Annotated in this window: 13 protein-coding genes; 8 read left to right on the top strand and 5 right to left on the bottom strand. The window is 61.3% G+C overall.

Annotated features, from left to right (window positions below; translation table 11 throughout):
• Positions 1–23 precede the first annotated feature (23 nt).
• The 6 genes from AC07NR_RS07070 (at position 24) to ybiA (ending at position 4,217) form a co-directional block, all read left to right on the top strand.
• Positions 24–965 carry an acetaldehyde dehydrogenase (acetylating) gene (locus tag AC07NR_RS07070; protein WP_495078173.1) on the top strand — a complete coding sequence of 314 codons (942 nt, stop codon included), beginning with the start codon at positions 24–26 and terminating at the stop codon, positions 963–965.
• A 10-nt stretch (positions 966–975) separates the two neighbouring features.
• Complete coding sequence (gene dmpG / locus AC07NR_RS07065) at positions 976–1,995, top strand: 4-hydroxy-2-oxovalerate aldolase (protein WP_495078172.1); 1,020 nt, start codon at positions 976–978, stop codon at positions 1,993–1,995.
• A gap of 249 nt (positions 1,996–2,244) precedes the next feature.
• The gene (locus AC07NR_RS07060; protein WP_248741613.1) at positions 2,245–2,700 is read left to right on the top strand and encodes a hypothetical protein; all 456 of its coding nucleotides are present in this window, start codon (positions 2,245–2,247) and stop codon (positions 2,698–2,700) included.
• A 107-nt stretch (positions 2,701–2,807) separates the two neighbouring features.
• Entirely contained in the window at positions 2,808–3,212 is a 405-nt protein-coding gene (locus AC07NR_RS07055) for a DUF4259 domain-containing protein (RefSeq protein WP_495078171.1), read from the top strand.
• Between the two features lie 154 nt (positions 3,213–3,366).
• Positions 3,367–3,588 carry a hypothetical protein gene (locus AC07NR_RS07050; RefSeq protein ID WP_495078170.1) on the top strand — a complete coding sequence of 74 codons (222 nt, stop codon included), beginning with the start codon at positions 3,367–3,369 and terminating at the stop codon, positions 3,586–3,588.
• Between the two features lie 83 nt (positions 3,589–3,671).
• Positions 3,672–4,217 (top strand): riboflavin biosynthesis intermediates N-glycosidase, encoded by a 546-nt coding sequence (gene ybiA / locus AC07NR_RS07045; protein WP_495078169.1) that lies wholly within the window; start codon positions 3,672–3,674, stop codon positions 4,215–4,217.
• Positions 4,218–4,276: 59 nt separating this feature from the next.
• Here the strand turns inward: ybiA and AC07NR_RS07040 are convergent, their stop codons facing one another.
• Positions 4,277–4,717: a hypothetical protein gene (locus AC07NR_RS07040; protein ID WP_085709877.1), complete on the bottom strand. Its 441-nt coding sequence runs from the start codon at positions 4,715–4,717 to the stop codon at positions 4,277–4,279.
• Positions 4,718–5,013: 296 nt separating this feature from the next.
• On the opposite strand from AC07NR_RS07040, the gene AC07NR_RS07035 reads away from it, so the two are divergent.
• A complete protein-coding gene (locus tag AC07NR_RS07035) occupies positions 5,014–6,873 on the top strand; it encodes an ABC transporter ATP-binding protein (RefSeq protein ID WP_495078168.1) in 1,860 nt (619 codons plus the stop codon).
• A gap of 37 nt (positions 6,874–6,910) precedes the next feature.
• Positions 6,911–7,975, top strand: a complete 1,065-nt coding sequence (locus AC07NR_RS07030) for a YncE family protein (RefSeq protein ID WP_495078167.1) — start codon at positions 6,911–6,913, stop codon at positions 7,973–7,975.
• A gap of 3 nt (positions 7,976–7,978) precedes the next feature.
• On the opposite strand, the gene AC07NR_RS07025 is transcribed toward AC07NR_RS07030, so the two are convergent.
• From AC07NR_RS07025 to AC07NR_RS07010, 4 genes are all read right to left on the bottom strand, one after another.
• Complete coding sequence (locus AC07NR_RS07025; protein ID WP_495078166.1) at positions 7,979–11,056, bottom strand: efflux RND transporter permease subunit; 3,078 nt, start codon at positions 11,054–11,056, stop codon at positions 7,979–7,981.
• Positions 11,053–12,219, bottom strand: a complete 1,167-nt coding sequence (locus AC07NR_RS07020; protein ID WP_495078165.1) for an efflux RND transporter periplasmic adaptor subunit — start codon at positions 12,217–12,219, stop codon at positions 11,053–11,055. The genes AC07NR_RS07025 and AC07NR_RS07020 overlap by 4 nt, the downstream gene beginning before the upstream one ends.
• Positions 12,216–13,634 carry an efflux transporter outer membrane subunit gene (locus AC07NR_RS07015; RefSeq protein WP_495078164.1) on the bottom strand — a complete coding sequence of 473 codons (1,419 nt, stop codon included), beginning with the start codon at positions 13,632–13,634 and terminating at the stop codon, positions 12,216–12,218. Before AC07NR_RS07015 ends, AC07NR_RS07020 begins: the two co-directional genes overlap by 4 nt.
• Positions 13,635–13,738: 104 nt before the next feature.
• Positions 13,739–14,428, bottom strand: coding sequence for a response regulator transcription factor (locus AC07NR_RS07010; RefSeq protein ID WP_114882989.1), 690 nt, complete (start codon positions 14,426–14,428; stop codon positions 13,739–13,741).
• Positions 14,429–14,535 lie beyond the last annotated feature (107 nt).

Here is a 14,535-nt window from a genome sequence, read left to right as displayed (position 1 = left end):
GGCCATTCTGAGAGATTGCTCCCATGAGTCAAACCAAACTCAAGGTCGCCATCATCGGCTCCGGCAACATCGGCACCGACCTGATGATCAAGATTCTGCGCAACGCCAGACATCTGGAAATGGCGGTGATGGTCGGCATCGACCCAGCGTCCGACGGTCTCGCCCGTGCCGAACGCATGGGCGTCGCGACCACCCACGAGGGGGTTGAAGGCCTGACCCGCATGGACGCGTTCAAGGACATCGACTTCGTCTTCGATGCCACCTCGGCGGGCGCCCATATCGAGAACGAAAAACGCCTGCGCTCGATCAAGCCGGGGATCCGCCTGATCGACCTCACTCCGGCAGCTATCGGCCCTTACTGCATTCCAGTGGTCAATCTGGAGCAAAATCTGGATCGACTCAACGTCAACATGGTCACCTGCGGCGGTCAGGCGACCATTCCAGTGGTCGCCGCCGTATCCCGTGTTGCCCGGGTTCACTACGCCGAAATCGTCGCTTCGATCGCCAGCAAATCGGCCGGCCCCGGCACCCGCGCCAACATTGACGAGTTCACAGAAACCACCTCCAGGGCCATCGAAATGGTGGGTGGGGCCTCCAGAGGCAAGGCGATCATCATCATGAACCCCGCCGAACCGCCACTGATGATGCGTGACACGGTGTTCGTGCTGTCCGAAACCGCCGATCAGGCGCAGATCGAGGCTTCCGTCGAGGAGATGGTGGCGGCCGTCCAGGCCTATGTGCCGGGCTATCGCTTGAAACAGAAGGTTCAGTTTGACGTCATTGCCGAATCGGCACCCCTGAACATTCCGGGTCTGGGACGCTTCAGCGGCCTCAAGACCTCGGTATTCCTTGAGGTCGAAGGCGCCGCCCATTACCTGCCAGCCTACGCCGGCAATCTCGACATCATGACCTCCGCTGCCTTGGCCACCGCCGAGCGCATGGCGCAGTCGATGCTCAACGCCTGAGGGGCCCGACATGACATTCAATCCCGGCAAGAAAATCTACATCTCCGACGTGACCCTGCGCGACGGCAGCCATGCCATCCGACATCAGTACTCGCTGCAGAATGTTCAGGACATTGCGCGCGCACTGGACAAGGCCAGGGTCGATTCGATCGAAATCGCCCACGGCGACGGCCTGCAGGGTTCGAGCTTCAACTATGGCTTTGCCGCCCATACCGATCTGGAATGGATCGAAGCGGCTGCCGATGTCATCGAGCACGCCAAAATCACCACCCTGCTGCTGCCGGGGATCGGCACGGTGCACGACCTCAAGGCCGCCTATGATGCCGGCGCACGCGTGGTGCGCATCGCCACGCACTGTACGGAAGCCGACGTTTCGAAACAGCACATCGAGTACGCTCGCGAACTGGGCATGGACACCGTCGGTTTCCTGATGATGAGCCACATGATCGCCCCTGAGCACCTGGCGGCCCAGGCCCGGCTGATGGAAAGCTATGGCGCGACCTGCGTGTACATGGCCGACTCCGGTGGCGCGATGAACATGCAGGATGTTCGCGAGCGCTTCCGGGCTTTCAAAGCCGTTCTGAAACCGGAAACCGAAACCGGCGTGCACGCCCACCACAACCTGTCGCTGGGCGTCGCCAACTCGATCACCGCTGTCGAGGAAGGCTGCGACCGGATCGATGCAAGTCTCGCCGGTATGGGGGCCGGCGCCGGCAACGCGCCGCTGGAAGTGTTCATCGCCGCCGCCGAACGTCTCGGCTGGAACCACGGCACGGACCTCTACACGCTGCTCGATGCCGCCGACGACATCGTGCGTCCGTTGCAGGACCGCCCGGTACGGGTCGACCGTGAAACCCTGGCACTGGGTTATGCCGGCGTCTATTCAAGCTTCCTGCGGCATGCCGAAAATGCCGCCGCCAGGTACGGCCTCAAGACCCTGGACATACTGGTCGAACTGGGCAGACGTCGTATGGTTGGCGGTCAGGAAGACATGATCGTCGACGTCGCGCTGGACCTGCTCAAGCGCTGAACCGCGCAACATTGCCGGCTTGCCGCCCACGCAGCGGTGGGCCGGTCCTGGATAAGCGAATCTGCCGACCCTTGTCAGGCCAGCCCTGGTGCGCACCGGCTCACGTCGCGAGCGCGCTGCCAGCAAACACCGGGGTTAACAAAGTCATAAGCCCCGTACTCGATTTGATTTACCATTCGCAAGCGGTCCGTTCCGGCGCCGCTCAGCTCACGCCTGTATTTCGAATTTCAAATGGAAGGACCCCGCTGCATGTCCAATATGTTGTTCCGCCCCCTCGCCTTGTCCAGCCTGTTAGTCCTCGCCAGCTGCACCACTGCAACGCCAACTGCATCAACGCCGGTCACCTCCAAGGCCATCGAAGCCTTCGTCGACATCTGCCTGAAGACCGCCCCTTCATTCGCCGGCTCCGCTGAAGCGGCCAAGCGGTTCGGCATCAATGACCTTCAGGACATGGGCTTTACGCGCATCGGCTTCACCGCAGACAAAAACCTCTCCGTGCAACTTTCCGAAAAGGAATGCGTCGTTACCACTCCGAACCAACCCGACGACAGTCTGACCCGCCAGCTGCTGAGCGCCGCGCAGACTTACTCGCAAACGCCGGTAGCAGATCGTGTGCCATCGAAGGTGCGTATCCAGGACAACAACTTTATTCTTCACCATGACCGGAACGGCGGTGAAGCGTATGTGCTGATGCGGAACAAGTAATCAGCACTTTTACTCCGCGTACGAAAAAAAACCGCAAGTTGCAACCGCACTTCCGAACTGCGTAAATTCTTGGTGCTGCAGCACCGATGTTAAAGGACGAATAATCGATGGGTACATGGTCAATTCATGCATTTGGGAACGACGAAGCAGCTGATTTTGCTATTGAACTGAGCGAGTCCAGCAATCTCGATCTGATCCAGTCAGCGCTGGAGGATGTAATTGCAGCGGATGAGTATCTGGAGGCTCCCGAGGCAGACCGTGGGATAGCTGCTGCAGCGGTTTTGGCGTTGCTCAACGGCCAGGAAATCCCTGGAACCCTTGATGAGGCGCTATCTACTTGGGTGAAGAGTCAAACGACTAAACCAGGTTCGGCTCTGCTCACCAAAGCACAAGTGGTCATTGAGCGTGTGTTATCCGAAAACTCAGAGCTCGCGGAGCTTTGGATCGAGAGTGAAGAATACGAGTCTTGGCAAGACGGACTGCGCCTTATAAAAGCATCGCTAGGTCGATAGTATCGAAAAGAGGACTGACTTAACTTCTCAGAAAATAAATCAGTCCCCTTTTCTCCGCCTTCATAACCAAGTGTCGTGAAGGCGTAAATGCCCCCGCCAGGCCTGACCAACAATTAAAGATCTGCCGAATCAAGCGGCATACGGAAAAACACGGATGACTTCTTTCAGAAATCTTGGCTTCTGGGGCAAAGTCTGGGCCTGTACCTGGATAGCGTTCCTGCTGCTGATTTCCGCAGATTCAGGCACTGACTGGATGAATATAAGCTCATCCGGTCGCAAGCGTGTCTTCAGTCCCGGCTTTCTTGTGCTGTGCGTTTTTGTCGCTGTGATTGAGCTGATACTACTCAACCATTTCTATGGCGCAGGAATGAAGTGAGGTATTCAGGCTCGCCGAGTCTCTCGTGAGTACATATCGTGGTAAACCTCCCACGCCAAAATCCAATTGCCAAGGAAGTCCAATTGCACGATTCCAAATACCTGGAAGACCTCCGCTCCCGTTTCAACGCCGGAGAGGATCTGAACTATGTCTTTTTCTGGGGACACCAGCGCAGCAAGCACGGCGTCACTGCTTCGTGCTTCAGTCAGTGGTTTGAAGCCGAATTCGTTGTCGACGGGCAACGCTACGCGACTGCCGAACATTTCATGATGGCCGAGAAGGCCGCCTTGTTCGGCGATCAGGACATTCGTGCTCAAGTACTTTTGGCGCCCACACCCAACGCAGCCAAGGCGCTTGGCCGCAAGGTGCGCGGTTTCAACGAACACGAATGGCTGGAACATCGATACGAGATTGTCGTCCGGGCCAACCGGGCCAAGTTCTCGCAAAACCCGGAACTGCATGCGTTCCTCAAGGAAACCGGCTCCAGCATCATCGTCGAGGCAAGTCCGGTCGACAGCATCTGGGGCATCGGCCTCGCCCAGGATCACCAAAACGCGAGCAACCCCGACCTGTGGCAAGGCCTGAATCTGCTGGGGTTCGCGCTGATGCAGATCCGCGACGAAGAATGAGTCGCCCAGGTCGCGGCGATTAACACCGCGACCGGCGCACAGAAGTGAAATCGGAAACCTTACGCGGCCGCCCTCTCATGCTCGCTTTCATGGACGTAAATCCACGAAATACCCGATGGGGAGTTCTCATCAAGACGCATGAGCGCCGAGTCGACTTTCTTCTTGGTGATCCCGTCCTTGACCAGGTCGAACACCGTCAGGAAAAAACCACCGGGTAGCGGCGTGATCGACAAATTGGTGATATGCGATTCCGGGCTCCCGGCACGCTTGCCATGCAGGCCCCACAGTCGTTCCCAGTAGTCGGCGCGTTCCATGATCTGGCCATCCGTGAGCACCACACGAAAATCGTCCGCCAGCGCATCGTACAAAGGTTTTATGGCGCCTTCCGATTGCGAAGACATGCCGCGTGACCACGGGAAAAACAGGTTGTACCAGCGATACACCTCGGCTTCGACGAGCGCTGTTTTGTCTGAGGTTTCGAGTACTCGATTGCTTGCCATCTGCGTTCTCCTTAACAAGTGAAAAGGCGCGGGTTCTCCGTTACGCATCGAGCGAACGATGCTCCGCGCCTTTCAAGATCCATCCTGAAAGCTGCGTCACCGGGCTCAGCTAAAGTGATCGTTTCCCAAGGGCTGCTGTCACTTCGCTGACCCGGATAAAAAATAGTCTTTACCCTGTTGGATAGTATTGAGAACTGACCAATGGTCAAAGATGGCCGAGCGATCGTTGTCCTCCTATCCGGGGCCAGCGGCGAAGATGGCATACTCCCCTGAACCTGATCATTTCGGAGACCCTTATGCTTCGCGTGTTTGAACGCAGGCTCGATCCTTTCCCGCCCGACGAGGCGCCGCCACCGCCCGTTGGCCTGATGCGTTTTCTGTGGGCCTGCACCCGGGGTGCCCGTGGCTACGTGCTTGCGCTGGCGCTGCTCAGTGCCAGTGTGTCGATCTACGAAGCCTGGCTGTTTTCGTTTCTCGGGCAAGTGGTGGACCTGCTCTCGACCTGGCAGGCCGGCGGCGCCGCGAGCGGTCAGGAAAGCCGCGTGCTGTGGGGCATCGCCATCGTCCTGCTCACCAGCATTGGTCTCGTGGCGTTGCGCACGATGGTCCAGCACCAGATTCTGGCCATCAACCTGCCGCTGCGCCTGCGCTGGGACTTCCATCGCCTGATGCTGCGGCAAAGCCTTTCGTTCTTTTCCGACGAGTTCTCCGGCCGGGTCACGACCAAAGTGATGCAGACCGCGCTGGCCGTGCGCGAAGTGCTGTTCACGATCATCGAAATCGCTCCCGGTATCGGCGTTTATTTCATTGCGATCATCGCCCTGGCCGGTGGGTTTGCCCTGAAGCTCATGCTGCCGTTCATAGCCTGGGTCGCCCTGTTCGGTCTGGCGATGCTGTATTTCGTGCCGCGCCTGGGACAGGTCGGGCAGGAACAGGCCCATGCGCGCTCGTCGATGACGGGGCGTATTTCCGACGCTTACACCAACATCACCACCGTCAAACTGTTCTCGCACTCCAACCGCGAAGCGCACTTCGCGCGGGCGGCGATGGAAGACTTCAAGCTCACCGGTTTTCGCCAGATGCGTCTGGTCAGTCAGTTCGAGATCGTCAATCAGGCCCTGGTGGTCGGTTTGATCCTGGGTGCCGGCGGTTACGCCCTGTGGCTCTGGCATCAGGGTCAGGTCGGTGCGGGTGCCGTGGCCGCGATCACTGCCATGGCATTGCGGATCAACGGCATGTCCCACTGGATCATGTGGCAGATGACCTCGCTGTTCGAAAACATCGGCACCGTGCAGGACGGCATGGCCACCCTCACCCGCGGCCCCAAGGTGCAAGACGCGCCCGACGCCGGCGTGCTGGTGCCTTCCGGTGGTGCCGTGACCTTCGACAACGTGCACTTCAACTACAACGGCGAGCGCCAGGTGCTCGACGGCTTGAGCCTGCACATCCGCGCCGGGGAAAAAATCGGTCTGGTGGGCCGCTCCGGGGCCGGCAAATCGACGCTGATCAATCTGCTGCTGCGCTTTTATGACGTCGACAGCGGTACGATTCGCATCGACGGGCAGAACATCGCGCAGGTAACACAGGACAGCCTGCGCAGCGCCATCGGCATGGTCACTCAGGATACGTCGCTGTTGCACCGCTCGATCCGCGACAACATTGCCTACGGACGTCCGGACGCCACCGATGCGCAGGTTCACCGCGCTGCGATCAACGCCCAGGCCGAAGGCTTCATCAGCCAACTGAGCGATCGCCAGGGTCACACCGGTTACGACACCCTGGTGGGCGAGCGCGGCATCAAGCTGTCCGGCGGTCAGCGCCAACGTATCGCCATCGCCCGAGTGATGCTCAAGAACGCACCGATCCTGCTGCTTGACGAGGCCACCAGTGCACTGGATTCCGAAGTCGAAGTCGCGATCCAGGAAAGTCTGGATGAAATGATGCAGGGCAAGACCGTTATCGCCATTGCGCATCGTTTGTCGACGATTGCCGCCATGGACCGGCTGATTGTCATGGACGAGGGCCGCATCATCGAACAAGGCACCCACGCCGAGCTGCTGGAACGAAACGGCACCTACGCGCGGCTCTGGCAGCATCAGAGCGGCGGTTTTCTCGGTGAGGATCAAGGGCTGGATGAAGCAATGGACCGGGCATGAACCGTTCCTGCCGAACACTGAAATTTTGAGGTTTTGAATGGTATTTGCAAAAACCTGGCGAGCGCTTGCCGTCCTGACGGTCTGCCTGTCCGGCGCCCAATATGCCGAGGCCGACGCGCCGCTGCTGTACACCCTGAACGCTGCCAAGGCATTGCCCGGTGACGGTCACAGTTGGGGCTTCGCCGCCCTGCAACCGCAGAGCGCGCAACTGTTCGTGGCCCGCCGCGAAAACGGGCTGTCGGTGTTCGATGTCGACCAGCAGAAACTGCTGAAGACCCTCGACAACTCCGCCGGCGCCAACGCTGTTGCCTTCGTACCGGAACGCAACCGCGCGTATGTCGCCAACATGGATGGAACGCTGGGCATCGTGGCGCTGGATCGGCTGCAAGTCCTGCAGCGGCTAAAGCTCGATTCAGGCAACCTCAACAACCTTGTCTACGACGCCAGCCGCGACCGGCTGATCGTCACCAGCGGCCGGCGCGGCGATCATTCGACGCTGTACCTGATCGATGCGAAAACCGATCGCCTGACCGATGCGGTGGACATTCCTGCGCAAAAGCTCGACGGCCCGGTGATCCTTGAAAACGGCCACTTCATCGTCCCCATGCGCGACGAAGATAAAGTCGCCGTGCTTTCAGGGGCGAAGCTTGAACAGCAGCAATTCTGGACATTCAAGGGTTGCAGCAAACCCAGCGCACTGGCCGTGGACGAATCGCGTCAACGCCTGTTCGTGGCCTGCCGTGGCGCTGACCCGATTCTGGTGGTCGCCGACCTGAAAACGGGCAAGGCCTTGAGCACCTTGCCCATCGGCCGCGCCGTGAACGCGCTGGCTTACGATCGGGAGAAAGACCAGTTGCTGGTGCCCAGCGGCGCCGACGCCAGCCTTGCGATTGTCCAGCGCGACGATCAAGGGCAATACCAATTGCGCGGCACTGTCGGGACCCGGCCATGGGCGCACAACATGGTGCTCGACGCCCAACGCAGTCAGGCCTATCTCTTCACCGCCGACTTCACCCAGCCGGCGCCGAGCCGGGAACAACCCAAGCCCGACCCGGCATTTCACCCCGACACCTTCACCGTCCTGACCTACAAGGCGCAGTAAGCGTCAGGAAGCCTCGATGACCTCGGTGGCGTGTGCCTTGCGCCGCCGACGCTCGAACCACAGGTAAACCACCGGCGTGGTGTAGAGCGTCAGGATCTGCGAAACCGCCAGGCCACCGACAATCGCAATGCCCAACGGCTGACGCAACTCCGAACCGGCGCCGTGCCCGAACGCCAGCGGCACCGCGCCCAGCAATGCCGCCAGCGAAGTCATCAGGATCGGCCGCAAGCGCAACAGGCACCCTTCCCTCACTGCTTCACGCGGTGACAAGCCACGCTGCTGCGCCTGCAGGGTGAAGTCGACAATCATGATCGCGTTCTTCTTGACGATGCCGATCAGCAGAATGATCCCGATCATCCCCAGCACCGACAGGTCCTGCCCGCACAGCATCAAGGCCAGCAGCGCGCCGAAACCGGCGGACGGCAAGGTCGAGATGATCGTCAGCGGGTGGATCGCGTTTTCATACAACACCCCGAGCACGATGTAGACCGTCAGGATCGCCGCCAGAATCAGCCATGGCTGCGACTTCAGCGAATCCTGAAACGCTTGGGCCGTGCCCTGAAAACTGCCCGCCACGGTGTCAGGCATGGCGACCGCCAGCGACGCCTGATTGATCGCGCTGACCGCTTCGCTCAAGGCATGGCCCGGCGCGAGATCGAACGACAGGGTAATGGCCGGGAACACGCCCTGGTGGTTGATGATGATCGGCACCTGCTCGGTCTTCAGGCTGGCCAACAGGTTCAGGGGCACCAGTGCCCCGGAGCTTGCGCGAACAAACAGATGCTCAAGGGTCGCGGTGGACGTTTGCCAGCTCGGGTCCAGCTCCAGAATCACATGGTTCTGATCCAGTTGCGTGAACATGGTCGCGATCTGCCGCTGGCCGAACGCGTCGTACAGCACGTCATCAATGGCCTGCACGGTCACGCCCAGGCGCGCAGCGGTCGGACGGTCGATCACCAGCGTCGATTGCGGGATGGCCTGCTGCTGGTCAGAGGTGACGTGCTGCAATTGCGGCAAGGTCTTGAGTTTGGCCAGCAGCACCCCGCTCCAGTGATCCAGCTCGACGCTGTCCGGGTCCTGCAGGGTGTATTGATACTGGGTCTTGCTGGCCCGGCCGCCGATCTGGATGTCCTGGTTGGCCTGCATGAACACCTTGACCCCGGACAATCCATCCAGAGCCGGCTGCAAGCGCCGGATGACCTCGGCAGCACTCGCCGTGCGCTCACTGAACGGCTTGAGGTTGATCATCACCTTGCCCTGACTGACCGTCGGGTTCGGGCCGATCCAGAAATACACCCGCGCCACCGCCGGATCCTGACCGATGATCTCCGCCGCACGGTTGACCTGGGCGCGCATGGCCGTCGGCGAAATGTCCGCCGCCGCTTCCGCCACGCCTTGAATCAGGCCGTTGTCCTGCTGCGGGAAGAAGCCCTTGGGAATCCCGACATACAGCACCGCCGTGGCCGCCAGCGTGGCGATGGCCACCGCCATGGTGATGCGCTGATGATCGAGTACCCAGTCCAGACTGCGCCGATAGCCGTTGTGCAACCGGTCGAACACCCGCTCGCAGGCCTGGGCGAAACGTCCTTCTTCCTGATCGGCATGGGGTTTGAGCAGCCAGGCGCAGAGCATCGGGGTGATGGTCAGCGAAACGATGCCGGACATGATGATCGCCACACTGACGGTCACCGCAAACTCGCGCATCAAACGCCCGACGATGCCGGACATCAACAGGATCGGCAGGAACACCGCAATCAACGACACCGTCATCGAGACGATAGTGAAGCCCACCTCGCGCAAGCCATCGACTGCCGATTGCAGGCGCGACTTGCCCATCTCCAGGTGTCGGACGATGTTTTCCATCACCACGATGGCATCGTCCACCACGAACCCGACGGCAATCGCCAGGCCCATGATCGACAGGTTGTCGAGGCTGTAGCCGAGCAGATACATGACGCCGAACGTGGCCACCAGCGACAGCGGAATGGTCAGGCTGGGAATCAGCGTGGCGGTGGCCTTGCGCAGGAACACGAAAATCACCACGACCACCAGCGCAATCGACAGCAGCAAGGTGAACTGCATGTCATTGACCGACGCTTCGATGGTCTGGGTGCGGTCGCCCACCACTTGCACCTGCACGTCGCGGGGCAAGGACGCGGTCAGTTCAGGCAACTTGGCCTTGATCGTGGCGATGGTCGACAGCAGGTTGAAACCCGGTTGCTTGTGGATGTCGACGATGACCGTGGGTTCGCCGCCCAGTTGCGCGGCTTGCTGAGTGTCCTCGGCCCCGGCGATCACCCGGCCCAGATCGCCGAGCTTGATCGGCATGCCATTTTTATAGGCAACGACCTGGTCGCGATAATGCTGAGGATCGAGCAACTGGTCAGTCGCACCAAGGGTGATCGAACGGCTCTGGCCATCGAGGGTGCCCTTGGGTTGATCGAGGGTGCTGACGCCGATGACACTGCGCACATCTTCCAGCGTCAGGCCGCGAGCGGCCAGCGCATCGGGATCGATCTGCACGCGCACCGCCGGTTTCTGCTCGCCATGGAAATCCACCAGCCCGACGCCGGGCATTTGCGACAGACGCTGGGCGATGTAGTTGTCGGCGTAGCGATCCAGCTCCGGTAGCGTGCGGGTCGGCGACGTCACCGCCAGCGACAGCACGGTGCCTTCCGCCGGGTTGACCTTGTTGAAGGTCGGCGCGCTGGACATGGTCTTGGGCAGGTTCGGCGTGGCGGTGTTGATCGCCGTTTGTACGTCCTGCGCGGCACCGTCGATGTCCCGCGACAGGTCGAATTGCAGCACCACCTGGGTCTTGCCGGCGGCGCTGGACGAGGTCATCGAAGTGACTTGCGGCACGGCGGCGAAGGCCCGTTCCAGCGGTGTTGCCACCGACGAGGCCATGGTTTCCGCGCTCGCCCCGGAGAGTTTGGCGGTGACCTGAATGGTCGGGAAATCCACCGTCGGCAGCGGCGCCACCGGCAACTGGAAGTAAGCGAAAGCCCCGAGCAGCATGACGCCGAGCGCCAGCAGGCTCAGCCCCACACGCCGTTGAATCAGTCCGGCCAGCGCATTCATCGGGCGGCCTCCGCCAGGTCGGCGGTGGTGTCAGTCTTTACCGGCATCACCTTCAACCCCGGCGCCACCCGCGACTGGCCTTGCACCACAACGGTTTCGCCGGCATTCAGGCCCTGGCGAATCCACTGTTTGCCGTCCACCACATTGGCGGCATCCACCAGACGCGGCTGTACCCGCTGATCGGCATCGACCACATAGACGAAATTGCCCTGACGCCCCAGCTGCACCGCATCGGCCGGGACAACGGCCACGTCGCGGTGGGTCTGCACCAGCAGGCGCGCGCTCACCAGTTCACCCGGCCACAGTTTGGCGTCAGCGTTGTCGAACTGCGCCTTGAGCTGGATCTGCCCGCTGGTCGCCGTCACCTGGCTGTCGATGAAGCTCAGATGACCTTTGGCGATTTCCTGCTGGCCATCGCGGGTCATGGCGACCACTTGCAAGGCACCTTTGGCGTTTTCCTCAAGGATCTCCGCCAGTTCGTCCTGGGAGACAGCGAACGCGACGGAGATCGGATTCATCTGGGTGATCGTCACCAGCCCCGTCGCCTCGGCACCGTGGGCAATCGCGCCGACATCCAGCAGACGCTGGCCGGTCCGGCCAGTCAGCGGCGCCTTGACCTGGGTGAACTCCAGTTGCAGCCGCGCCGCATCCAGCGCCGCCTGATCGGCCTGCACGGTCGCCTGTTGCGCGGCCAGTTGCGCGCGGTAAGTGTCGACGTCCTGGGTCGGCCCGGCTTTTGCGGCTGCGAGTTTGCTGGCCCTATCGAGGTTGACCCTGAGGTTCGCCAGCTGCGCCTGATCCTTGGCCAGCAACGCCTGAGCCTGCGCGACCTGGGCCTGATAAACCCGCGGATCGATTACGGCCAACAGGCTGCCGGCGGTGACGGTCTGCCCTTCGTTGAACAGGACTTTCTGCAACTCGCCGTCCACCCTCACCCGCACATTGACGCTGTTGAGCGCCTGCACGTTGCCGATGGCACTGATCCACACCGGCAGGTCCTGCCGGCTGACCTTGCTCATCTGTACCGGAATCGCGCCGGCATCAGTTTTCACCGGCGCAGCGTGAGCCTGTTTGATCCATTGAAAACCGCCGACGGCCACCGCCAGCGAAAGTGCCGCGACGCCCAGGAAAACGGTGCGACGACGTGGGTGCAGGACAGTCATGGATGAGTCACCTGAACAGAAGAATTGAGTGCCAGAGCGTCAGCGGAAAAGTCCCCGCCCAGGGCCCGGAACAGGCCGACCGCCGATTGAAGGTGTTGCAGACGAACCTGCAACAGCGTGTCTTCGGCCTGATATTGCGTGCGTTCGACGATCAGCAGCGTCTGGAAGTCAGTGGAGCCGAGGCGGTAACGGACTTGCGCCAGACGCGCCGCTTCCCGTGCCGAATCCACTGCAGAGGCGTTCAACGCGTAACTCTTGTCGAGTTCGCGGGCGGCACTGATCTGGGTTTCGACGTCTTGCAGGGCTTCGACGATGGACTCGCGATAACTGGCGGTCAGTTCCTGTACGTGGGCCTGATCGAAATGCAGCTGGCCCTTGAGTTGGCCCCCGGCAAACACCGGTTGCCCGAGGGTGCCGATGACGCTCCAGATCTGCCCGCCGGCGAGGGTGTCGATACCGCCCAGCAGGTCCAGCGACAGGTTGGGCAGGAACGCCGCACGGGCCACGCCGACATCGAAGTTGGCAGACTTCAGCCGCGCTTCGGCAGCCTGGATATCCGGCCGCTGACGCAGCAGGCCGATGGGCAGACCGGTCGCCGGTTGCGGCACCTGCACGGCACCGAGGCTGTCGCCCTGCAAATGGAAGCCCTCGGGCGGCGCGCCGACCAGCACCGCCAGTTGATACAGCGCCTGATCCCGCTGCTGACGCAGCGGCGGCATTGCCGCTTCGAAGGTCTGCATGGCGTTGCGCTGCTGGGCGACTTCGAGGTTGGAAACGGCACCCTGACTGGCCTGGATTTCCACCAGATCCAGCACTTGCCGTGCATCGTCGGCGATGGACTGGGCCAGACGCAGGCGCTCTTCCAGCGACAGCACCTGAAAGTAACTGTCGGCGATGCTCGCGCTGAGGCTCATGCGCAGGGTCTGGGCATCGAACGCGGTGGCGTTGGCCAGCGCATCGGCGGAATCGGCGGCGGCGCGCTGTTTGCCCCAAAAATCCACTTCATAGGTGGCTTCGGCAAACACACTGCGCTTTTGCGTGGTGCCGTAATTGTTCTGGCGCTGATAGTTGCCGCCCAGGTTCAGCGCCGGATATTGCCCGGCGCCGGTGACCTGCGCGGAGGCCCGCGCCTCGTCGATACGGCTGATCGCGGCTTTGAGGGTGAAGTTGGAGGCCAGCCCCCGGTCGATCAACTGATCCAGCTCGGCACTGTGAAACTCGCGCCACCATTGACCGCCCGCAGCGGATTGCCCGCCAGAAGCCGCGTTCCACTGTTGGGCCAGCGGCAACTCGGGCTGCCGATACGCGGGCACCATCGAGCAGCCGCCGAGGGTCAATACGCCCAACAGGATCAGCGTCGCTGATGATTGAAATGCAACGCGCCGTCTGCGCGCCTTGGTCTTTGGAACCGACATGAGCAAGCTGTCTCCCCGCTTGAGCCTTTGTGGAGCGATCCACGAATGCGGCGAAGATAGCGAGGGGTGCCTGCCAGAGCGTTCCCCGGCAGATAAACTTTTGTTTAGCCTTGCTCGGGCGTCGTCTGGAAGCTGTAACCGGCGCCGGGGATGGTCCGGATCAGCGAATAGTCGAAACCGTCATCGAGTTTGCGCCGCAAACGGTGGATGTGTTTGTCGATGACGTTGTTGTTGGGGTCGAAATCGTAATCCCAGGCACTGTCGAGCAGCATGTCGCGGGTGACGATCTGGCCGCTGTGGCGCATGAGTTTTTCCAGCAACAGGGCTTCGCGATGCTGCAAGGCAATCACCTTGCCTCGGCGTACGGCCGTGCGCGTGGCGCAGTCCAGCTGCAACTCGCCGACGACCAGTTGCCGCGCCGGCCCCGCGACCTGATCGCGCCCGCGCAGCAAGGCTTCGAGCCGCGCCAGCACTTCGGCGAACGCATAAGGCTTGGCCAGATAATCATCACAACCGGCCTGCAAACCTTCGACCTTCTGCTCGGTCGAGGCCTGGGCGCTGAGCATCAGGATCGGCACCCGCACCTGCCGCGCACGCAAGGCCTTGATCAGGCCGATGCCGTCGAGGCCGGGCAGGCGCCGGTCGACGATCAACACGTCGTGGATCCCCTCCAGCGCCATGTCCAGACCGCTGTTGCCATCACCGGCAACATCGACCACATGCCCGCTTTCGCTCAAACCGCGCAGCAGGTAAGCGGCGGTCTGGGCATCGTCTTCAACCACGAGAATGCGCAAGGCACCTACTCCATCAAGCCAACCTGAACTTTTATTTATCCGGCGGGAACGTGGCGCAACCGCAGGCTTTGCCACACTATGCCATCTCTGCCTGATGATGTGAGTGG

The sequence above is a fragment of the Pseudomonas sp. GW821-FHT09C09 genome (assembly GCF_059418105.1).
The sequence above is the reverse complement of the archived record's forward strand: the minus strand, read 5'-3'. Positions and strand labels throughout refer to the sequence as shown.